Source organism: Affinundibacterium flavidum, assembly GCF_014284175.1.
GTDB lineage: Bacteria > Pseudomonadota > Gammaproteobacteria > Burkholderiales > Burkholderiaceae_D > Undibacterium > Undibacterium flavidum.
On the sequence record NZ_JACOGA010000017.1, the window covers coordinates 25,324 to 46,953 of the forward strand.

Below are 21,630 nucleotides of genomic sequence, written 5' to 3' on the forward strand. Positions count from 1 at the left end.
CTGGGTTCCGATCAAACTTTCTCTCGGCATATTGCCAAGAAGCATTTTTGGACATAAAAAAAGGGAATAAATTCCCTTTTTTTTGAAATAAATGCTAAGAAGAAAATCAGCTAAATTGTATGCTGAAGATTCATTATGACGGATCCCTTGTGCGGATCCTTAGTGGAAAAGTAAGGCAAAATACAACAGAACTTAAGCCTTATTGGTGGTCAACAAAACTTCACGATACTCAGTCGGAGTCATACCAACGGTAGCCTTAAACATCCTTGAAAACGCACTATGATCTTGATAGCCACAGGTCGCAGCAATATCAGTGATGCTGCGTTGGCTATCTGCCAGCATACCGGTCGCGGCATCGAGCTTGACTTTGATCATGAATTGTCTAGGCGTCAGTGAAAAGATTTTTTGAAAATAGCGTTCGATCTGCGCCACTGATAAATTCGTAATTTGTTCTAGCTCTATCATCGGGACAGTTTCACCAAAATGCGTGTGGATATGACGCACCGCCGCTGCGATCCGATGATATACGGGATGCCGCTGATCAGGCATACCCAAATCGCGAGATGTACCGCTCAAACCTATCACTTTGCGATTCTTGTCGTACAGAGGAATTTTATTCGTCAAACACCAGCCGGGATCACGGTCGGGGTACAGGTGCAATTCCAATTGATCTTTCACTTCGTAGCCTTGCTGCAATACCAGTTGATCTTGTTCTTGGTAACTCGTCGCCAAGGAAGCTGGAAAAACCTCCTCCGCACTACGCCCGATCAATTGGTCTTTTTCCTTCAAGCCGCAGCGACTCACCAAGGTCTGATTTACCACGACATAACGCCCATGCAAATCTTTCACAAAAAACACTAGATCTGGCATCGCATCGAACAGGGGCTCAGCAAAGAAAATATCTGCGATGCCGTCCGCCAGTTGCTGCCTGCCAATGTTATCGATCAAACTGAGCTTGGTTCGCATAGAATTCTGTAGCATAAATAAAGTCGCGTAATAGTTGTTATGAGTTGTTATGAAGTGTAGCGGCTTGTAGTAAATAATAAATACAATAAACGCAATTAATTATTTTATTCTCAATAAATATTATCCTAAATTTATCCGCTTGAATATGTCACTTTGCATAAATTGAAACAATTTTTACGTTTTTTTGGAGATTATTTGTATCAGTAGTTCCCACAAGAATGACTATCCAAATATATTCGTTAAGTTCACGCTTACTTCACGCTTACAATACCAGTCGAGATATTTCGATTTTCCAATTTGCCTACATTCATCTGGGCTAAACCGAAAACTTTTGGCGACAGGAGATTGCGCTCAAGGCTTCTGATTTGTACGACTTATATATGCTTATGTGTGTAGCTTATGTCTACCCATGTTTGCAAATTAAGACACACACCTACTCGCTAATCTACGAATGCGCTATTTTCACAAAATTTACACAACTATTCGATCAAATATATTGTAAATATATTTGAGAAGTATTACACTAGGTGCCATGGTTCTTTTAATGTTGAACTCCAATTCTAGTTGAATCAAGCACTTACGTTTTAGCGATTGGGTCGAATATTTCGCTTAGGCTTGTTAATACATCCACGGTATGCATAAAATATATTCATTTTTTACTGAAGGTGGTTTAACTATTATGATTTGTTTGGTGCAATTTTAATGTTTTTAAATAATAGGGAATATGATGGAAGCAAATAGTAAAGATTGGCGATATACGGTTATGCCGGCCGTGTTTACATGGCTAAAAGAGTCAGAATCCGGCACCCTTGAAATTGACTTTGATGTAACAAAAAAGCAAGCCGAATCTGTTTTAAAAGCTCATGGTAAGGGTGGAAGCAGATTTGGTGGACTTGTCGCGTCTGGTACCCTGGGTGAAAATAGCTATCTGAGCCCCGAACAGCGTCTCGCTTTACTTAAATCCCTTTCTGATGTTGCTAAGGAATACGATGTCCCTTTGATCAGTGGAGCTGCAGCAGAAACGAAGGAAGAGCTTGCGAAAATCATTGATGGACTCGCAACGGCTGGGGTTGATACCGTTATGGTCATGCCGCCAAAAACTAAGGCAACTCCTTCTGATGAAGACATGTATGCGTACTATGCGCTTGCTGCAGCAACTGCGAAAAAAGTAGGCGTAACAATTATGCCTTATAACAATCCTGATGCAGCCGGATATCATGCATTGTCAACAGACCTTCTTAGAAGACTTTCTGCGTTACCTGAAGTAGTTGCTCTTAAAATATCGACTCTAGATGTTTCAATTATTGAAACGCTGATGTTAGAGAACAAAGATTTAAAAATTTTGGCAGGTGTTGACTCCGTCACTGTGCATGCAGGACTTGCTGGAGCATGTGGTGGGATTACGGGTGTAGGTACTATCTTTCCAAAAGCAAGTATTACTATGCAAGAGCATGTCTTAAAAGGAGAATGGGCTGAGGCAAACAAAATTTCTCAGGCTCTCAATTCCATTTCATATCTTGATGCTCAGCCTTTGCTTCTGGAATATCTTAAGCTTGCCATGGGAATTCATCATAATGATACCGATGGTGGACTTCGTACCTATGGCAAGAAATTGACTCAACAGCAAATCGATGATGTCCGTGCAAGATATATTCTTGCAAAAGAAAGACTGGAACTTCTAGATTTGGCAGACTGATCCTTGCACATATAGGACTTACGCAAAATTGCGCTAGCTAGAGCCTACCCTCGAATGCTTAAATCGGGGGCGCGTCACCGAAGACCGACCACTTGTAAGGCGAGGGTGTAGTGGGGAATTCAAGCAGCAAGCTGCTTGCCCACGAAACAGATAGCACATGCGTGTGCTATCGCGCCCTGCAAGGGACTGCAACAACGCTGGCGTCTGTTTTGCGTAAGTCCTAAAATATTCAAAAAGAGATAGCTCCTAGTAAGCATTTGTAAGGCCCTCAGGTGTAAGTATCTGTGTGGGCTTTGCTGAATATATTGATATTTGGAAAAATAGCCCGTCATCCGGTAATGCCGCTCAGATAAGGGATTTTTCGTAAGGCCCGAACTGCATTTTGGTTTTGCCTTGACGACCCGGTCGAATTTTCGATCGGGTCGTTCGTCTTTGAGTAGACTAAGCAAGCTTTCGCGTAGATTGTTACACTTTTAGCGCAATTTCGATAATTTAAGTTGTCAGAAATAGGAGCAGCTAAAGATGTAGAAAGCGCTTACGCACATTGGCTTTTCGCATACACAAAGCAGCTTTACGGTCTCAGGCTTAACTTGGAATCATTACTCATTATGGGGATACTTGAAAGCAAGGCGCTATCGCGCAAGCAAATACGAAAAATTTTGGCCGGGACAACAATTTATTCCGATGACGATGGAAAATTGGCCTGCTCTGAACATCATAGTGTTATCGACTTTTGAGCGAAATTCCTGGCAGTTTCATTGCCGTTGATTGGCATCTTGAGTTCAGAACTAAGATTGTAATCATCGTAGAAATTTTCTCAGAAACTTACTTGCTGCGTTTGAGTGTTTGAGTGCTTGAGTGTTTGAGTGTTTGAGTGCTTGAGTGCTTGAGTGCTTGAGTGCTTGAGTGTTTGAGTGCTTGAGTGCTTGAGTGCTTGAGTGCTTGAGTGCTTGAGTGCTTGAGTGTTTGAGAGTTTGAATGTTTAAGCGTTTGAGCATTGCAAAAGTAATTATCTACACCTGTTAATTCATCTCGATTTGTTGAAATGCATTAAGTTCCACATCCTTCAAATTCTTGTCAGCGCAAATAAGTTGGCAAGTGAAGCAGATCCACTCCAAAGTAAAAAACCACTACCTCGCTTAATTTGCATGAACTGACGACATTAGTGTCAATTTCACATCTAAATTTGCTTGAAATTGCAAACAAAAACGCGACAATTCAATTTGTGTCGCTTTTTTTGTATGAAAAAAGGGCGAAAAATCAAAAGAAAATTGAGGAAAACAGGTCGAATAACTTATAATCCAATGATAAATTTCACAACAATCATTGTATGCAATCAACTAAAGTCTCAACGCCTGCCAAAATGCGTGCCGCTGACATCGCTTACGATGCGATAGAAAGCATGATCGTGACCTTGAAGCTCAAACCCGGAGCGCCCATCGTCGAATCAGAATTAATTGAGATCACCGGACTAGGCAGAACGCCCTTGCGCGAAGCCTTGATGCGGATGTCTTCTAACGGCTTAATCGTACAATTACCACGTCGTGGTTTAATCGTAAAAGATATCGAAGCAGCTGAGCACGTCACCTTAATTGAAACCCGTCGTGTCATCGAAAAACTCATCGCCAGTAGCGCAGCTCGCCGCGCTACGCCACAACTGCGTCAGGATATATTGTCCTGTGGAGAGAAGATGGTTGAAGCCGCCAATCACGGCAAGCTCGATGACTTTATGGCAGCTGATCAAGCGCTCGATCACGTCGTGCATGAAGCATGCCGCAACCCTTCCGCAGTCGCCGCCGTCATTCCATTGATCATCAAATGCCGGCGCTTTTGGTATGCCTATCAACATGAAGGCGATATGCACGAAGCTGCGCGTTGCCACATGTTATTAGCCCAAGGTATCGCAAATGGCAACGAAGAAGCCGCAGCATCAGGGGCGGATAATCTGATGGACTATCTTGAGTCCTACACACGTAAAGTCATCAACGGCTAGCGCGGCGCTCAGGACTAAGTCCGCGAAATTCGCCAGACTAACATCAATACCTAGGTGCAAAAAAAGCTGTACAAGAATTTCTTGTGCAGCTTTTTTACTTCATTCGCAAATTTTCTCAATAGCACTTCTGCTATCAAAGCACCTTGCAGATCATCAAGGCCGCAGTTTTCCATAGGGATCACCAGCACGCCACTTCGGAATACTCTTCGCATTCGCAAGACGATAGCCGAGTTCAAAAGTAAATTGTGCCTGTTGCTGCATGCCACCAAGATCCCACTCAGGATCGTAACGATCTCGTGGTGTATGGTAGTCCTCTTTGAAGTGTTTCATCTTCGCGGCTGACTGCGCGTGGTTATGCTCATAATCAAAGTGCCCATCGCCTGAAAACACAGCGGAACCAACATTAAATGCGGGCACGCCAACTCGGGCAAAATTGAAATGATCTGCTCGGAAATAGGCACCGCCCAAATCCAATACCGATGGTGCGATCTTCAAATGCATGTCTTTTGCCACGGTTACCGCAGTGTCATATAGACTACTACGCTCACTGCCCGCGATGCCGATATCCAAGGTCCTGCCAGCAAAATTCATACTATCTAAATTCAGATCGGCAATGGTATTTTCTAAAGGCCACGGTGGCGTTTTGACATACGCGAGACTGCCCAACAAGTATTGCTCTTCTGCCGCGGGCCATAAGAATATTTGCGTACGTTTCGCAGGATGTTTAACTGCTTCCTGCGCCATTGCCAGTAGCGCCGCTGTTCCACTGGCATTATCAATCGCGCCATTCCAGATCTGCACAGGCTTACCAACTTCCTCCACTTTGCCTAAATGATCCCAATGCGCGGAATACACCAAAGCTTGATGCTTGAGTTGTGGATCGGTACCAGGCACCACGCCGATGACATTGAATTGTTCAACTTGCCTGACTTGACTTTGCATCGTCACATTCACTTGCGCATTGATCGCTATCGGTCGAAAATCGCGTCGTTCAGCAGCCGCCCTGAGAGCGTTTAGATCGTATCCTGCCAACTTAAAAAATTCGCGGGCGCTGTCTTCTTTCCACCATCCTTCTACGGTATTTCCTGCACCTGCCAAACTAAATCGCTCATGGCTAAAGCTCGTCTGTGGCACGTTCCATCCATACGATGCAGATTCCGTCGTATGCAGCAATAAAACACCAGCAGCGCCCTGACGCAAGGCTTCTTCATACTTGTAGGTCCAGCGCCCGTAATAAGTCATGGCTTTGCCTGCAAATCGATCCGGCTCTTCTGCAGTTGGTTGCGGATCATTCGCCAGCATAATCAAAAACTTACCACGTAAATCCTGCCCCTTAAAATCATCCCAATTTTCCTCGGCTGCGCGTACGCCATAGCCGACAAAGACCATAGGTGCTTGTAAATTAAGTGCCGATTGTCCGTTCGAATTACCAATCAAAATCTCATCACCAAGCTTGGGCAAGAAGTTTTGCCCCGACATCGAAAAATGTATACGGCTGCTGAACAAAGTCTGCGAACCTACTAGTTTCACGGCCTGACGATAGGGGAATTTTTGCTGGGGAAACATAGGTTGCAAGCCGCTTAACTGCGCCTGCGTTTCCAGATATTCGACCGCCAGATCGCCGCCTCGCTGCCCGGTTCCTCGCCCTTCTAATAAATCATCGGAAAGATACGCCAAATGAGCACGCAAGACAGATTCTTTAACCTGTGGAGCGTGCTGCTCCTTTGCCGAAGAGTTTTGCCCTTGTGCTTGCGTTTGACAAAAAAATAAAGCGCATAAAACCAGTAACAAACGACGCATGCTGCACATCCTTTTTAAACTTCATATTTCACGAAATAAATTTCTCAGCGTAAATTTCTTAGCGTAGATTTTTTATCGCAGATTTTGGTAAGCGTTTTACGTTCTCCAAAGCCTGCGTTAGCAGCCAGCGCTTAAACCGTATCATCTTGTAATTGGTATGCCCGCCTTCAGTGCGGGTCTTGAGCAACATGAGCAATCCTGCCTCTGTGACGCCGATCATCGAATGTTCTGGAATTTTGCCATGCTGCTCTTCCAAAAATTGCAATTCATGCTTAACGATTTTAGGCACCAAAACGCGCTCCAGATCTACCACGGGTATCCAGACGGTTTGTTCAATCAGATAAAAACGAATCTGACGACCATCAAAGCTGTAATACTTACCATGCCAATGATGGACCGCAGAATGATAAGCAGATCGCTTGATGAAGGAAAATAAATTGAGTATGTCGCGCGGGAATAAACGCACCCAGACCATGCTGACTAATAATAAACCAACTGGTCCGTAACCACGATTGAGGCGCTCGAAAAAAACCCAAGCACCGACAGATATGCCCGCACTGAAAATAATCTTAGCGATAAAACGCAACCAAGGATTAGCTTCCAATTGAGCCATTATTTACTCGTCATCGTCCAAAGCATCTTCCATCATGCCGGTATCAACGCTTTTCCCTTGCCCCAATAAAACTGGCGGTACATAGGTAGCCAATAAATGTTCGCGACTTTGCGGAGTTTCCAAGCTGACACGGCCCAGCGCACCACTGCGATAATCGAGTAACAACGTGTGAGCTGCTTTTTCGAAATCCCAATCGCCACCTTTTAAACGATAAGCACGTTTCTTGGCGACCGCTTCGATCACGCTGACGGCATCGATACCATCGGTTGCTAATCCATAGCGTGTCGTGAGAAATTGCGGATAACGCTGTAACAAAATTTCGGCCAGAAAGGTCGCAACTTCTTCCTCGATCAACGCATTTACACCAATCGCGTGACTGGCGGCTAACATCAGACCATCGGTCGGATGCTGAATTTTCGGCCACAACATACCTGGTGTATCGGTCAAAATCATATTCTTGCCGAGATACAAGCGTTGCTGCACTTTGGTCACCGCGGGTTCATCACCGACATTCGCCACCCGTTTTTTTAACAAGGCATTCATGAGGGTCGATTTACCTACATTCGGAATCCCCATGATCATCATCCGCAATGGCTTGGTTGGCACACCGCGATGCGGTGCCATCTCTAAAGCAAAACCAGGAACTTTGGCAACGTCGGCTGGCTTTTTGCAGCTCATAGCGACCGCTTTAACGCCCTTTTGCGCGTTGTAGAACTCCAACCAGGCTTTAGTTGCATGCGGATCGGCGAGATCGCTCTTATTCAAAATTTTCAAACAAGGACGTTGGCGGAAGGTGCGCAACTGCTCGACCATGGGATTGCAGCTTGCTTGGGGAATGCGGGCATCCAGAACTTCGATGACCAGGTCGGTATTTTCCATGGTTTCGGCGGCTTTTTTGCGCGCCGCATTCATGTGACCCGGGAACCATTGTATAGACATACTTTTTCTTCTTTTGCGAAATAACTTAAAGCGCTATTTTACGGACTTGCAGGCAAATACATCGAATTAGTTTGCAAAATTTAGCGAATTTCATCAAATTCTCCTGTTTTAACAGTAATTTGACCAAGTATTTAAGCAATTCTTAAACAATTTGAGTGTCAAGCTCCCTACATCAAATTATTCATGCAATTTCATTAATATGCGCTCATTGTCGACTTACTTTTGTAATTGGCTAATTTTCTGATCAATAAAAGCATGGAGTTCTGCACTTAAACCAGGCTGTTGTTTAGCCTGCTTATAGGCTTCAATTGCCTCTTGCGAATTCGCCTCGGCTTGCAAAGAAATTCCCAAGCCCATCCACCATGCCCCATTTTGGCTATGGTTTCTTAAAGCTTGCCGATACAGTGAAATTGCATCTTTATGATGGCCAGACTTTTGCTGCAATGCCGCTAAAAACGCCAGATAGTCAGGTCTGTCTTGCGCCAGATTGATATTCTTCTGGAGCACATCTATCGCGTCGGGCAACTTTGCCCGTTCCACCAATAAGCGTGCCAATATCATAGAGAAATTTAGTTGTGTAGGCTCTACGACCAGACCTTGGCGTAACTCTCGAATTGCCTCTTCGTAGCGCTTATTTTCCAGCAATAGTGAGATCAACAATTGCCTTGCTGGTGCATGTAGCGGGTCTGCTTTCAGTGCACTCTCCAATACGGATAATGCTTCATTCACGCGCCCCTGTTGTTGATATACCGTCGCTTGACGATATTCACCCTCGGCACGCTGCTGAGTCGAGACTTCTTTGATCATGGTGACAGATGCTGAATTGACAGGAGCTGAGTTGACAGTAGCTACAACTGCTGAGGGCGAGGCGAGCGCTGTGTTCTTGCCAACGCTAACGTTGCCAGATGAGTTTGCAATATTGGTGGGAATGGATTCCTTCTCCGACAATTTCTCAGACTTAGGCTTATCTCGTATCGCTGTGCCCGTAACATCCTTATTTTGTTTGTTATTGATTTCTGGTTGCAAGGAAATATCTGACTTATCCCTAGCTCGAGCGTTCTGCTCACTCTGTTCCATCCGCACTGCCAATTCATTCAAACCAGCCGCATTCACTTGTGTACTCAATTTCAAACTTAAACCTAATTCATGCAATGCGGGTGCAGTATCAGGCGTATTGTCAAGCGCACGGTCAGACTTGACTCCAGATGTAATCGAATCGACAGGTTTTGTCGAATTCACTGGTGGTGATGCGTCCTTGCTGACCGTCGGTAGTTTTTCTGGAGTCGCTACCGCGGCAGTCACAGGAAGTCTGGTTTTGAATACAAAGAAAATTACGGCAACAAGTACAATGCTCACGAACATCAGCAACCACCATGACGTCTTACGCAATTTTGACTGCTCAATCACACTGCCAAATTGTTCGTAATGTGCCGCAGCGTGTGAGTCCTGATTCTCACCGCGCTTTTCCAAATCTTGCAGCATTTGATTGATTAAACTCATTGATTGCTCGCCATCATGCTTACCATCGTATCCACTATCCGTTTTTCCAACTTAAACCCAAGATCACTAGCGTGCTAGTCAGAAGCAATAAGCTCGCGATTTTTGCAGTCAGTACAAATCGTTTAAACAAGGGCAGCGCTTCCGTATCCTGAATCGCAGCTAACACTTGCAAAGCACCTACACTGCGACGCCCCTCGCCATAGCTAAGCATCATCGCTTTGTTTGCTAAGATATTTAAGACCCGCGGCACACCCGCACTAGCCATCCACAAGATAAAAATTGCAGTGCGAGTAAACAAGCGAACTTCACTATAGCCAGCAACGCGCAATCGGTGTTGAATATAAAAATGGGTTTCATCCCAAGTTAGTGCTCGCAGGCGGTAATGGAAGCTGATACGTTGGGCTAATTGCCGGATTTCATTTCGTGCTAAACGGCGGTCTAATTCAGGCTGTCCAAATAAGACTATCTGTAAAAGCTTACGTTTTTCGGTCTCTAGATTGCTCAATAAACGAATTGCCTCTAAGGTTTCGATGGGCAATGCCTGTGCTTCATCAATACACAGTAAAACGCGTTTACCTGACCTTGCCAATTTCAGCAGATGTAAATTAATCGCCTTGAGCACTTCATGTTGCTCACTGTCCTTTTCTTGAGGTATCCCCAAGTCATCTGCCAACACCAGCAATAATGTGCGTGGCTCCAAAAAAGGATTGGGGACATATGCAGAGACGAAATCATCGCCGAGCAATTTAAGAAACTGACGACACAACAAAGTCTTGCCTGTGCCAACTTCACCAGTGATTTTTATAAAGCCTTCGCCGCTTTGTGCTGCGACCAACAAGGTATTTAGCGCCTTTAAGTGGCTTCCAAAAGAAAAGAAAAAACTTGTGTCGGGCGTGATTCCAAATGGCGTCTCTTGCAAACCAAAATGAGACTTATACATATTCATTTTCACCATGCGATTTGCTCCTGATGCAGGCGAAACAAGACATCATTGAGCAAATACCAAACAATCACTGCGTATTCTTTTCTAGACGACCACGAGGAGTCATATCTTCAATCCTCTTCTGACTATCGAGTAAATCTCTTTCCCAATCCGCATCACCGTCGACAATGGTTGGTCGAATTAAGATGACTAATTCGCGTTTTTGCGAAACCTGATTTGTGTTTCTAAATAGGCCACCCAGCAATGGCACTTCGCCCGCTCCAGGCACTTGGGAACGATCATCCGAATTGGATTGGCGCATCAAACCACCAATCGCGACAATGCGACCATTTTGACCGCGCACGATGCTATCGGTTTCAGAAACCACACTCGAAGCCAGCGGCAAGACAATAAATCCTGCACTACCAGCATTCACGGTCTTTTCTATGGTACTCACTTTACTTACTGATGGATGTACATGCAAAACGATGTTGCCGCTTTCATCAATTTGCGGCGTCACATCCAGTGCCACACCAGAGAAAAACGGTTGTACTTCGATATTCACCGTCGGCATGGAAGTATTGCCGTTAGTGACAACACCCGGTGTGGTTTTCAAGCTGGTCACAAAGAACTCATCTTTGCCCACCTTTAAGACCGCTTTTTGATTATTCAAGGTGGCAATTCTTGGGCTAGATAATACGTGTACACTTCCCTGCGACTCTAAGAAAGATAAGAGTGTGGAAAAATTCGCTGTCTGAAAAGCCAATCCAAATAAAGAACCAGCAGCACGTGCACCTGCCCCCAGACTAAGACCCGCCACTGCGTTTAGTCCGTTACCCTCCGTAATTGGGCGTGAGGTACTCAAAGTCGTTCCCGGGGTAACAAAACCAATTGATCCAGCACTATTCGGAGATGATTTCAGCGAAGCAAACGAAGCCCAGTTGATCCCTGTTTGATACTGATCATTGAGCTCGACCTCTAAGATTTTCGCTTCAAGTATCACTTGACGGTCAACCGAAATCTGCGTGGCTTTCAAATAAGCTGCGATATTCCGAATTTCATCGGACATCGCACGCACGACCACCACGCCGGATTGTGGATTGATCACGACTTGCTTGCCGTCTTGCCCGCTACCAGCCAGAATATCTAAGGAAGCTTTTAGCTCTGACCAAAAGTCATTATTAGAACTGGTAGTTATCTTGCTAGAAGTCGAAGCCTGCGCTGCATTACCGCTTGCGCCATTATTGGGTGTATTTTGTGGAGCACCAGCCCCCCCTGCGGAGTTAGCATTACTCGGAACGACGACATCGGCGACCGAACCTGAAGTCACACGAATGTCAGACGTCCCTTTGCGCGTCGACGCCAAATAATTGATTTGAAAAACCCGTGTCTGTAAGGTCAATGGTTTAACATAAATCCGAGTGCCTTCAACTCTATACTCATAACCATACAATTCTCGAATGGCGTCCAAGGCTTCAAATAAAGTGACGTCTTTCAAATTGGCTGAAATATTTCCAGACACTTCAGGATGCACGAGCATATTGTAAGGAGTGCCTGCAACGATACCCATAAAAAACTGTGCCGCAGGTGCATTACTAAAGCTCAAATTAAATCGCTCTTCAAGCGGTTTACGCACAGGCGGCAAATCTACATTTAACGGTGGAAGTAAAGAAGCCGACACGGTTTCGGGAGCTGCAGCTTTCACTGTACTTGCTGCAGCCTTGCTCATTTCACTTTTAATCAAGTCATAGGTTTCCTGCCGGGACGGCGGCATGGCACAACCCGCAACGGCACTTAGCAGTAAGATTGATAGCCCGATTTTTTTCATTTTTCTACCTTCTTGGTCCAACTTGATTTCATCATATCTTTGTATTTGTTTATCCAATGAGCGCTATGTAACATTACCAACTAACACAACTAACTGCAATTTAACGCAAATTAGCGCAATCAATCTGCACCATATTAGTCTTTCACCTTGCCTATTTTGATGGTGCTGTTGATTGGATCAACTTTTTACTAAAATCAGGATGTAAGTTAAGCGTCTGCAGTTGACTACCACGTTTCAACACAACACTCGTTTCTGTAATTCTTACCAAAGTTTGATCGCCAAATTTTGCATACAATTTTACGGTCTGTCCGTCAATAATCGCTAACTTTCGATTAGGTGCAATTAGAACGGATTGCAAGACAGGATCACTTGGTTCCTGCAAGCCTTCTCGGGACGGCGACAAACTATTTGGTGGTCGGGTCGGATCTTTTAGATCTTGCGCATGAACAGGCAATTGCATGAGCGCGCTGGCGAAACCTATCACAAGTGCATGACATAGCAATGCATACCGAATTGGCGTTTTTATAAATTGAGCCATTTTTTCTCCAGACTCAAGGTAAATAAACGCAAAGTCATACTTGATTTCGGATATTCCAATACTTTCAAGGTGCTGCGACTCCAATAAACACGTTCAGGCATCGCTTCAAGCGCTTTGATGTACTCCAGCATATCAAGATAATTGCCTTCTAACTCGAGCTCGACTTCATGTTTATAAATGCTACGTTCATCTTGATTGAGCGAATTATTCGCAGCGCTATCTTTTGGGGTTGTCTGATTGACGCCCGGATTTGCTGCTGGATTCGCTGTTGGATTCGTTACCATAGCGGCGACAACGCTCGCTAGATCAACCGCCCCTTTATTCGACATTTCAAGTAGATTCACCACCGGTAAACTTTTCATCGACGTCAGTTGCAAGCGTCTATTGCGCTTCAACAGTTCTTGCAAAAGCCCGTCCATTTTTTCAGGTTGCACCAGATTTTTTTTCAGTGACAATAAATCCTTGTCCATCAAAACCAAGCGCACTTTAGCTTCGTTGATTTTTAATTTCAATTCAATATCTGGATCGATTTTTAAGGCCTTACTGAGCTGATCAATTTCTGTTTGCAATAGACTGACCTGTGCCAAATTACTTTCATGCTGTTTTTTTACAATTTGCTGTAATTTTATTTGCGGTTCTATGAACAAAATAAAGCCGAGCAACAACACGCCTACTGTACACAAGGCAAACAATATGCCTCGCTCACGTACGCTCAAAGCGTCGATTTTCAACATCAGGTTTTGCAATTGTTTATTCATGGCGCTTTCACTCCAGCTTGCTCATTTTTTTGTTTTAGCTCGGAAGAATGAAGTTGAAACTCTAAGTAAGGAGCAGATTCCGTTTTTTTCTTGTTATCGGCTCCACTAATACTATCGAGTAAAGCCAAAAGTGGTCTATCCATTTCTATCATGGAAAAGGTCTTACCTTGCATAATTTTTTCACGCTTTAATTGCGTGACATACAAAGGCACAGACTCGGCTTGCAATGTTCGTCCTTGCAGAACCAAATCAAATCCAGCACCTTCCAAGCTAAATCCGGTCAGCCAGACATTCGCGGGTATTTGGCGTGCGAATGCGATCAGATAGGCAGAATAACCTTCAGTATTTCCAAATTCACTGTTTTGCAAAATCTGCGCGATCCGGTGACGTCGCATCAACGACGCTTCTATCATTGTTAATTCCTGCTCTAGAATTGGGCTTTTCACCTTTGGTACTTGCCCATTTCTCAAACTATTAACCCGCTCGTTCATCGCAGTTAGTTGCGATGCTGATTGGTCAGTTGTTTTTTTTATTTGCGCCATTTGCGTTCGTACGTAAGCAAAAACCGCAATGACAATCACCACACTTAGTGCTAATCCTATCAGCAGATTCAAGGCTGAAAAAAAACTCTTCTGCTTTATTAGTGCGGGGTTAAATAAATTAATCTGCTGACTCATGGCGCACCTGCATCCTGCCGCAAAGCAGCGCCGATCACCGAGAAAAATGCTTGCTGACGTTCTGCATTTTTCAGTTCTGGAATTTTTTCTAAATCAAGCACATTTGCGAGATCCAAGATTTCAACCGGTAAATACATATTGGTCGACAAATATTGTCGCAAAGGTTCAGCAGCATCACCGAGAGGCGCCAAGACCAATTTTGACGTCGTCACATAATTATGTTGACGATCAAAATGATCTAAGGAGCGTTGCAACTCAAGGGAAATACGCTCAAAACTAGCGACTCGATCAGTCGCTGATTGCTGCATCAGATCTTGTGAATTAATGTCAAGTCGACGCGATAAGTAAAGCTCGCCTGCATAGGTCACTGTCAACAAACCACCTTGAGCGTCAAATGACAGCATCGCCAGAGCACGCCCTTCGATTTCTAAGCGTGCTGAAATATTTCTTTGTGCAGTTTCCGGAACATCGATCAAGCTCAAGGCTAATTTTGCCGCCGCAAATAAACTTTGATTCTTGATCAAATTTTGATTCGCTGCAACGATCGCAATCAAAGATTGATTTCGCCCACCGTTGTGAATATCGCCTGGCACTTTCAGTAGATCAAAACTAGCGTTCTCGATTGGGTAATCAATCAGCTCTTTCAGGCGCCAAAGCATGGCATTTCTTAGTTCGTCATCAGGCACATTCAAAGTGTCTATAGCGAACCATTGATATTCATTTTGATTGAGTTGTAGCAAACATTTTTTTTGCCTTGCGGGTGTTTCACGTGCGAGTCGTTCTAGCAAAGTCGACCAACTCTGATTAGCGGTAGGGTAAAAAGATAAAAAATCTAACACTGGCAATCCCGCGGCAGCATGTCGAACACATGCGGAATACAGGCCATCGTGACCTAAACGGATTGCCATTAACTCGGCATTTTTTTTATTATTTGAGAATAATCCCATGCTCACGATCCAATTCAGCAATATTGCTTGACGTTAAGATAATATGAGCTTGTTGTCAATCATTGATCTTGGTTTTGTTGTCGGAATGCTGATTTTCCCCACCGATTAAGAACTTCAGCCTGATACTCGTTCCAAACAACTCAGTACACTTCGCGCGAATAAATGAATTGGTTAGATTTTTTGTAAGCGCCAAATTTTACTTTGGCGGTGGGATTGATTGCTGTTGCGCCTCCGCGCCATGGAAATTGCAACCAAGCACCAACAGGAATATCCAAATCTAAATAACCACTATGACCTATACCCGGCTTGGAAAATTTCAGCTTGCTGTCGCCTGCCACTAACTTCCCTGTCGCACTCACGCTAGCCGTCGTATTCCCAGCACTTAATTGATTACTCGTGGTAAGCGGAGCAAACGTCACACCAGTCCCTACACCGGGAGCCGTCACTATCGTGCAACTATCATCGATATTCTTCAACCATTCGCCACCATTTCTATATTCAACAAAAAACGGAACAGGCAAATCCAACATTTCTGAACCATAGGCACTTTGTAAGCGCATACGGCCGTAACGTTGTCGACTAGTACCGACTTGGGTTGGCGCTGCAGCAGGAACTTCCCCATCAATAGGCGCAACGAATACATTGACGAGCGTTTGATCGCTCAAGCCAGTAGGTCGGCTGATTTTGTTCCAAACGACTACCCGCGTAGATGAAGTGGGCAAGACATTGTTAGTGGCAGTTTCTCCCGCAAACCAATTGCCTACTGGTGCGATTGCACCTGATCCAATAGTTGACCCGACAGGTGCACCCGTGATCGTAAATTGATAACTGTTGTAATTCGCCAAATTCAATTTTGCGAAAGCGCCTGTATAATTTTTTGTGGTACCTCCACTACTATTTTGCGCAGTAATCGCGAATACCGTTTGAAAACCGTCCTGACCAAAATAGGTAAAGGGAGTAAGCCCTGGCAATCCAAGACTACAGGCCTCAGTCAAATTCGGGATACTTATTTGAAAGTGATCTGGTATAAAGCGGCCAAAATACGCGCTCACCGCACTATTCCCAAATTTGCAACCATATTTACCACCAACCAAAACATTCGAGGCATCATTCGTACAATCGTTGTTCGCGACATCATTTGAGCCAGAATTCGTAATGAAATCATCGTCATAGACACCCAAAACTTTGAAGCGGAAATACCCTACTTCGCTATAAGTAAATGTCGTTCCGATTGTGTTACCTGTCGCTGCATTTGCCGCTAAAAACACGCCAGAAACGGCACCGGTTCCAGGTGCTGGCAAACCACCACTGTTAGTGGGAGGTACTGCTGCCCACTCCAACAAACTATTATTGACCTTAGGTATACCATCGTAGCCAACTACGCCCGTCGCCGCAGTCAACGTAAAATTACTACCACCAGCGCGAAGGAGAGTTGGTAACGTAGGAGCAGGGGGACCTGTATTGGTTATCCCAGTAGGGTCGTTATCGGCGGTCGCATTTGACGTTATCGTACTAATTATTTTCGGACGCACCGTAAAAGTATCTGACGAACAACCAGTCACTGGCGAGCTAACTCCCGTTTGCTTCACTCTACATCTGAGCTTCTTAGCTGCGGCAGCCAAGACAATATCCGCGAGTATGGTTTTTCGGCCATTATCCGCCGCGGCAAACGTCAAAGCCTGAGTGCTACCGGTCAAAGCGGTAGCCGCCAGGCACGTTCCCGAAGTATCGTCATATAACTCAACATTGACATTCCCTGTATAGGCAGTCGACACTGCGCCAGAGCTCTGCAAGGCCAACACATCAAACTTAAATCCGGTTGCGGTCAATTTAGTGTACAGCGGATTGCGGTTGGTGGCGGTCACTGGATTGTTATAAGTCAATCCAGTTTCCATACATTCAAAATTGGTGACGCAAGGCGTATTGGTGATTGTAATCAAACATGATGTCGCGGTGAGTCCATCAAGGCTAGTGCATTTGGTGCCATTTAGAGGCACTTTACTTAGACCAGACGCAAACATCGAATAAACACCTACCGAAGCGCTGGTCGCTTGTAGACTCAAAGTTGCGGTACTAGCGCCAATACCGAGTGAAAAAGTCGATGGAGTAAAAGTTGTGCCTGCGGCTGCAGGACTAAACGAAATGGCTCCTGTCAAAGTACCACTACTCACGATGTCACTTGGATTACACGGTACACCAGTCGTAGTACATGCCAGAACGATCATATTTTCAGGGCAAAGTGTCGCGCTGCCATCATGGCGGATTTCAATATGATCGTAATCAGGCACGGCCGTCGTACCAACGACGAAATCATAACTAAAGGTATAGGTGCCAGGCGCAGTAAAATCATATTCGATCCCAATCCCGGTGTCTTGTAGCGTGGTCGTGATGGTATTGCTCATCGCGGTATTCTGTAACACTGAACAATTTGGTGCACCATTCACAAAAAAAGTATTCCAGCCTGCGGCGCAATATGCACTGAATGGTCGATTTCGCTCGCGAAATGATTCGACCACACCAGATGCAGGCAAACTAGAGCTCGATCCACACGGGGCGCTATAGGTGCCGACAATACGATTCCCACCAGCGATATTTAAGCCACAACCGCTATCGCTGCCACCGAGGTAAGTATCAAACACGTGATAATAGCGAACAGGATTTGCGACACTGACGTTGAACAAGGCTGGAATCACCAAAGTGACCTCCGCAGTCAAGAAGTCATTCGGCGTCGTGTATTTCCAAAGAACAGTAATTTGCGGCCCTGAAGTAATGCCTAGATTCGCCGTCGCTGTCTGTAGTACTCCTGACGTAGAGGGATTCGGTGGTGTTGTCGCGCTAATGCTAGCGGTATTGTACATACCGCCGGTCGGGTTAAAGGTAGTAACAGTATGTGATGGTCCATAGACCAAATTATTCGCACGTAGAAAAATCCCGTTATCCAAACTTGCCAGTGCTGTCGTTGGTAAAGCCGTGGGGCTATATACCTGTCCCGTATTATTTAGCCTCCGCACTTGTATTTTGCTAGTGCTATCTATGTAGAAATGCAATCCGTTGGTCGCATTGGTACCGCCAGTGCTATTGAATTCTATGGTCTGTGCCTGACCTCTCTCACTAATTAAACAAGTGCAAAAAATGACCAGGAATACCGCGAGGCTCCCGCCTATTTTTTTCAAAGCCACAGAAAAATAATGAGAAAAATAACTATGCATAAGAAGGTCTACTTTTCAATGTAGCCGCGAGAGCTCAAGATTAGCACACGGGATCGGTTGCTAACGGACCAACGCGACAAGTGCTGACACTCGCCCTCAACCTGCGCTCAACAAAGTCACTTGACGGCGAGCTACCTGCAGCGCCAGCGCTACCAGTTGAGGTGAGTTGATAAATTCGTATCGTGTTTCCGGCCTCTGTTGCGACAGTCATCTGACAATCAACAGTTATTGCAAATCCTGTCAGCGCTCCGTTCGAAGCTGGTGGTGTCAGACCTGCTGCGCAACCGGCAAATACCGAGCCCGCAGGTAAGGAGTTTTCAGGTGTCAAAATTTGATAAGTTGCCCACTCTATTCCCGTCTTCGCAGCCTGATACGCTAATACACCGCGCACATCTTGCGTCGCGACCGTTCTTTGCGTTGTGTAAATCGACAACATAAAAACACCTAAAGCGGCCAAAATCACCAACAGAAAAATAGCAGACACCAAGGAAAACCCTCTCGTTATAGGTCCTCGTGACTGGGGGCGAGTAAATTGGTCAGGGTACATTATTAATATTCACATCTTGATATAGCGTAACGGATTCACCAGCTTTTCTAAGACCAAGACGAATCGACAAAACGGCACTGCGTTCGATAACGCCGCTAGTGTACGCAAAGCTGCAGCTCGCTACGTTTTCGGCTAATAAAGGTGTCGTGGTATTCGCAGGCAGCGTAGGACAACTAGCCTGCGCCCCAGCAATTGCATAATTTGACAAGCGATATAGACGCCCGGTTCCATTGCCATTCGCATCTACACCAGCACCCTGACAGTTAAAGGTCACTGCTGGACTAGCGCCCGACAACACAAAAAATCGTTTGGCAGGCGATTCAATCGGATTTTGAATTGGCGTGCTTAATTTAATACTATTCACCGACGTGCCTGTGCCATCGACAATACCACGATAGCTAGCTTCAAAAGCATCCGCGCCTGGTATTCCCAAGTTATAGACAACAATGAAGTCACCCGTAACCGGCGCAGAGCTCAGAGGACCTATGACATCAAATTGCGTACCCGATGTACTATCAAATTGCATAATATTTCCAGGCGTGCCTGCACGATATCGACCACCTTCCGTGGTCATTAAAAATTCTACGCAAGTGGGACCGGCTTGGCGTACGCCATTTGATAAGGCCAGATGAAGGTCACGCGACATCCGGCGCACCGCGGAATTAGCGATTTCAGTCAAATCAGCACGACGGTTTAATTCGAGATATTGCTCTATCGGGCGTGAAATAAATTTTGCCGCAATCGCTGCCAGAACACCGGTCAGCAAAATGACGATGATCGCTTCAATCAGAGTAAATCCACGTTGGGATATGAAATCATGTCGTTTCATATTAAGGCACTGTCCTTGGCGCATACCGGTAACGATAACCCGTTAGCACTACTCTGACGTCGTCAACACTCACAGTGACATCAATGCGAATACAGGCACCACCGCATTCATACACCTCAAATACACTCATACTATAGTTTCCTAAGCCGGCAATCGGTAGTCCTTGGATGTCAACGACAGGTACAGGCACAGGATTTCCATATCCAAAATAATCACCAACATTGTCGAACCGCGGCACTCCGCCACGCGTCTCACCTGCACTTTTCCCCAATCCTTGCACTTCACTCGCACAATCGGCTGCGCTATAAGCTGTCATTGCGTTCGCGTCATCGGGATCACAAAACGTGAATGCCTGCAATTGAATCTCTTCTAGCATAGACTCTGCCAGCGCCAATGCCTGCTTCTCTCGTAATGGATCGGTACTGGCAACACTGGTGATATTCATAATGCGGGTGACACCAATGACCGCAATACTCACGATCAACATGAATAAGATCAATTCGATCAGTGTCACACCTTTTTGTTTTGTCCATAGATGTCTACGTCGTCGCGTCCATACGGATAAACGACCTGTAACAGGAGGCGATTTAATGTACATAACCTGTCTCTGCCTCGACATAGATACTACCAACCAAGGTAGCGCCGTTTTGGTAAATAGAGAAGTTCAGCGCCGCATTCGGGCTAGGTTGTCCTAATGCGTTAAATGCAAAAACTGGCGAGCTTCCAAAACTGACGTTTGTTGGCGCTGACTTAACAAACCAAGTTTGCTCACCTGGAAGGCGCACTGGCGCTCCTCCATCACTTTGACAGTTAGCATTGACTTGCACATAGGTCAAACAAATGATGCGGTCGGCCTGGCTTGCCTGCACCCAAACAGTACGACGCTGTGCAATTGCGGTCTTTTGCGCATACCGTACCATGCTTAAAGTTTGATCAAAAAAGCCGCGTGCATCGAATTCGACCCGTGCCGTAAATCGTGATATGGCAATGGCGGACAAGATACCAAAGACCACCATGACCAGTATCAACTCTACCATCGTGAAGCCACGGGCGGTAGGCAATGAACGGTAGTACATAAGATTTCGCATCAGGAATACCCATCAATCCAAGCGAATAAGTTATCAGGCAGAATGCAATTCGTGGCTATGTCAGTAGACTAGCAACAAGCTATTCATACAGAGTGTCTCAATCCAATTGAATTCAATCCAATTCAATCCAAATCAATCCGAATAGCGGACGCTCGCTAAAATAAGCCTACAAACGCATCATAAAACAGCACGAACATTTCTTAAAAAACGTATTACCAACACCCACGCTGCACTAACAATTTATGTACAGTTGGCTGCGGTTAATCCAGCATTGCTATAGGTCGGCGGCGATCCAGCGGCCGCAGGTACTGTATAAGTCACAGCACAGGTCGAATGGTTGACATCAGATGACACTGTAAATACGGTGCCGGAAGTGCTTGTCAAAACGAAGTCTGGCGTAGCTAATCCAGCAGCCACCGGAATCGAAGAGATATCGGTGGTCGGATAACCATTCGCCATCGCCACCACAGAACCTTCCATCGTAATCGACGCATTGGGTGCTAGTTGCTGCGTTAATTGTATGGAACGCGCAAGTGCCGCACCCGATTTCAATGATGCCAAGGCACCATTCATTTTGGCAATGCGGGCTTCGGTTTGCAAGGCTGCAAATCTTGGCAATGCATACGCAGAAAGCAATCCTAAAATGGTGATTACCACAATCAACTCTATCAAGGTAAAGCCACTTGATCGTTTGCTAATTTTTTTATAATGTATAGTTTTCATCGTCATTCCAAAAAAGTAATAATCAATACCGAGACGAGATAGTGCCATTTATTCCCA

The 21,630-nt window shown here is 45.2% G+C and carries 19 protein-coding genes; 2 read left to right on the forward strand and 17 right to left on the reverse strand.

Going from position 1 to position 21,630, the window contains the following annotated elements; translation table 11 throughout:
* Positions 1–192: 192 nt before the first annotated feature.
* Positions 193–966, reverse strand: a complete 774-nt coding sequence (locus H8K55_RS16860; protein ID WP_186943234.1) for an AraC family transcriptional regulator — start codon at positions 964–966, stop codon at positions 193–195.
* Between the two features lie 727 nt (positions 967–1,693).
* Between H8K55_RS16860 and H8K55_RS16865 the strand changes: the two genes are divergently transcribed.
* Positions 1,694–2,662: a dihydrodipicolinate synthase family protein gene (locus H8K55_RS16865; RefSeq protein WP_186943235.1), complete on the forward strand. Its 969-nt coding sequence runs from the start codon at positions 1,694–1,696 to the stop codon at positions 2,660–2,662.
* A 1,330-nt stretch (positions 2,663–3,992) separates the two neighbouring features.
* Positions 3,993–4,655, forward strand: coding sequence for a GntR family transcriptional regulator (locus tag H8K55_RS16870; RefSeq protein WP_186943236.1), 663 nt, complete (start codon positions 3,993–3,995; stop codon positions 4,653–4,655).
* A 153-nt stretch (positions 4,656–4,808) separates the two neighbouring features.
* Here H8K55_RS16870 and H8K55_RS16875 read toward each other — a convergent pair whose 3' ends face one another.
* The 16 genes from H8K55_RS16875 to H8K55_RS22215 all read right to left on the reverse strand — a co-directional run bounded on the left by H8K55_RS16875 (position 4,809) and on the right by H8K55_RS22215 (position 21,573).
* Positions 4,809–6,455 (reverse strand): M28 family peptidase, encoded by a 1,647-nt coding sequence (locus tag H8K55_RS16875; protein WP_186943237.1) that lies wholly within the window; start codon positions 6,453–6,455, stop codon positions 4,809–4,811.
* Positions 6,456–6,513: 58 nt separating this feature from the next.
* The gene (locus H8K55_RS16880; protein ID WP_186943238.1) at positions 6,514–7,068 is read right to left on the reverse strand and encodes a hypothetical protein; all 555 of its coding nucleotides are present in this window, start codon (positions 7,066–7,068) and stop codon (positions 6,514–6,516) included.
* 3 nt (positions 7,069–7,071) lie between these two features.
* On the reverse strand, positions 7,072–8,007 hold the full coding sequence (gene ylqF, locus H8K55_RS16885) for a ribosome biogenesis GTPase YlqF (protein ID WP_186943239.1): 936 nt from the start codon (positions 8,005–8,007) through the stop codon (positions 7,072–7,074).
* 216 nt (positions 8,008–8,223) lie between these two features.
* A complete protein-coding gene (locus H8K55_RS16890) occupies positions 8,224–9,507 on the reverse strand; it encodes a tetratricopeptide repeat protein (protein ID WP_186943240.1) in 1,284 nt (427 codons plus the stop codon).
* Between the two features lie 34 nt (positions 9,508–9,541).
* Positions 9,542–10,462 (reverse strand): ExeA family protein, encoded by a 921-nt coding sequence (locus tag H8K55_RS16895; protein ID WP_408057984.1) that lies wholly within the window; start codon positions 10,460–10,462, stop codon positions 9,542–9,544.
* Between the two features lie 55 nt (positions 10,463–10,517).
* Positions 10,518–12,257, reverse strand: coding sequence for a pilus (MSHA type) biogenesis protein MshL (gene mshL, locus H8K55_RS16900; protein ID WP_186943241.1), 1,740 nt, complete (start codon positions 12,255–12,257; stop codon positions 10,518–10,520).
* A gap of 151 nt (positions 12,258–12,408) precedes the next feature.
* Complete coding sequence (locus tag H8K55_RS16905) at positions 12,409–12,795, reverse strand: MSHA biogenesis protein MshK (RefSeq protein WP_230408676.1); 387 nt, start codon at positions 12,793–12,795, stop codon at positions 12,409–12,411.
* Positions 12,780–13,553 carry a hypothetical protein gene (locus H8K55_RS16910; RefSeq protein ID WP_186943242.1) on the reverse strand — a complete coding sequence of 258 codons (774 nt, stop codon included), beginning with the start codon at positions 13,551–13,553 and terminating at the stop codon, positions 12,780–12,782. The genes H8K55_RS16905 and H8K55_RS16910 overlap by 16 nt, the downstream gene beginning before the upstream one ends.
* The gene (locus H8K55_RS16915; RefSeq protein WP_186943243.1) at positions 13,550–14,230 is read right to left on the reverse strand and encodes a PilN domain-containing protein; all 681 of its coding nucleotides are present in this window, start codon (positions 14,228–14,230) and stop codon (positions 13,550–13,552) included. The genes H8K55_RS16910 and H8K55_RS16915 overlap by 4 nt, the downstream gene beginning before the upstream one ends.
* Positions 14,227–15,177, reverse strand: a complete 951-nt coding sequence (pilM, locus tag H8K55_RS16920; RefSeq protein ID WP_186943244.1) for a type IV pilus biogenesis protein PilM — start codon at positions 15,175–15,177, stop codon at positions 14,227–14,229. The genes H8K55_RS16915 and pilM overlap by 4 nt, the downstream gene beginning before the upstream one ends.
* Positions 15,178–15,317: 140 nt before the next feature.
* Complete coding sequence (locus H8K55_RS16925) at positions 15,318–18,386, reverse strand: DUF6701 domain-containing protein (protein WP_186943245.1); 3,069 nt, start codon at positions 18,384–18,386, stop codon at positions 15,318–15,320.
* A gap of 40 nt (positions 18,387–18,426) precedes the next feature.
* Positions 18,427–18,873, reverse strand: a complete 447-nt coding sequence (locus H8K55_RS16930; RefSeq protein WP_186943246.1) for a hypothetical protein — start codon at positions 18,871–18,873, stop codon at positions 18,427–18,429.
* A gap of 49 nt (positions 18,874–18,922) precedes the next feature.
* Positions 18,923–19,762, reverse strand: coding sequence for a prepilin-type N-terminal cleavage/methylation domain-containing protein (locus H8K55_RS16935; RefSeq protein WP_186943247.1), 840 nt, complete (start codon positions 19,760–19,762; stop codon positions 18,923–18,925).
* 1 nt (position 19,763) lies between these two features.
* The gene (locus H8K55_RS16940) at positions 19,764–20,360 is read right to left on the reverse strand and encodes a type IV pilus modification PilV family protein (RefSeq protein ID WP_186943248.1); all 597 of its coding nucleotides are present in this window, start codon (positions 20,358–20,360) and stop codon (positions 19,764–19,766) included.
* Complete coding sequence (locus H8K55_RS16945; protein ID WP_186943249.1) at positions 20,350–20,838, reverse strand: type II secretion system protein; 489 nt, start codon at positions 20,836–20,838, stop codon at positions 20,350–20,352. The genes H8K55_RS16940 and H8K55_RS16945 overlap by 11 nt, the downstream gene beginning before the upstream one ends.
* Before the next feature lie 252 nt (positions 20,839–21,090).
* Positions 21,091–21,573 (reverse strand): type II secretion system protein, encoded by a 483-nt coding sequence (locus H8K55_RS22215; protein WP_186943250.1) that lies wholly within the window; start codon positions 21,571–21,573, stop codon positions 21,091–21,093.
* Positions 21,574–21,630: the final 57 nt, after the last annotated feature.

Coding starts and splice junctions, on each gene's coding strand:
- H8K55_RS16865 (WP_186943235.1), top strand. CDS start 1,694: ATGGAAGCAAATAGTAAAGATTGGCGATATACGGTTATGCCGGCCGTG.
- H8K55_RS16915 (WP_186943243.1), bottom strand. CDS start 14,230: ATGAGTCAGCAGATTAATTTATTTAACCCCGCACTAATAAAGCAGAAG.
- H8K55_RS16890 (WP_186943240.1), bottom strand. CDS start 9,507: ATGAGTTTAATCAATCAAATGCTGCAAGATTTGGAAAAGCGCGGTGAG.
- H8K55_RS16895 (WP_408057984.1), bottom strand. CDS start 10,462: ATGGTGAAAATGAATATGTATAAGTCTCATTTTGGTTTGCAAGAGACG.
- H8K55_RS16925 (WP_186943245.1), bottom strand. CDS start 18,386: ATGCATAGTTATTTTTCTCATTATTTTTCTGTGGCTTTGAAAAAAATA.
- H8K55_RS16880 (WP_186943238.1), bottom strand. CDS start 7,068: ATGGCTCAATTGGAAGCTAATCCTTGGTTGCGTTTTATCGCTAAGATT.
- H8K55_RS16910 (WP_186943242.1), bottom strand. CDS start 13,553: ATGAATAAACAATTGCAAAACCTGATGTTGAAAATCGACGCTTTGAGC.
- H8K55_RS22215 (WP_186943250.1), bottom strand. CDS start 21,573: ATGAAAACTATACATTATAAAAAAATTAGCAAACGATCAAGTGGCTTT.
- H8K55_RS16860 (WP_186943234.1), bottom strand. CDS start 966: ATGCGAACCAAGCTCAGTTTGATCGATAACATTGGCAGGCAGCAACTG.
- H8K55_RS16940 (WP_186943248.1), bottom strand. CDS start 20,360: ATGTACATTAAATCGCCTCCTGTTACAGGTCGTTTATCCGTATGGACG.
- H8K55_RS16870 (WP_186943236.1), top strand. CDS start 3,993: ATGCAATCAACTAAAGTCTCAACGCCTGCCAAAATGCGTGCCGCTGAC.
- H8K55_RS16935 (WP_186943247.1), bottom strand. CDS start 19,762: ATGAAACGACATGATTTCATATCCCAACGTGGATTTACTCTGATTGAA.
- H8K55_RS16875 (WP_186943237.1), bottom strand. CDS start 6,455: ATGCGTCGTTTGTTACTGGTTTTATGCGCTTTATTTTTTTGTCAAACG.
- mshL (WP_186943241.1), bottom strand. CDS start 12,257: ATGAAAAAAATCGGGCTATCAATCTTACTGCTAAGTGCCGTTGCGGGT.
- H8K55_RS16945 (WP_186943249.1), bottom strand. CDS start 20,838: ATGTACTACCGTTCATTGCCTACCGCCCGTGGCTTCACGATGGTAGAG.
- pilM (WP_186943244.1), bottom strand. CDS start 15,177: ATGGGATTATTCTCAAATAATAAAAAAAATGCCGAGTTAATGGCAATC.
- H8K55_RS16905 (WP_230408676.1), bottom strand. CDS start 12,795: ATGGCTCAATTTATAAAAACGCCAATTCGGTATGCATTGCTATGTCAT.
- ylqF (WP_186943239.1), bottom strand. CDS start 8,007: ATGTCTATACAATGGTTCCCGGGTCACATGAATGCGGCGCGCAAAAAA.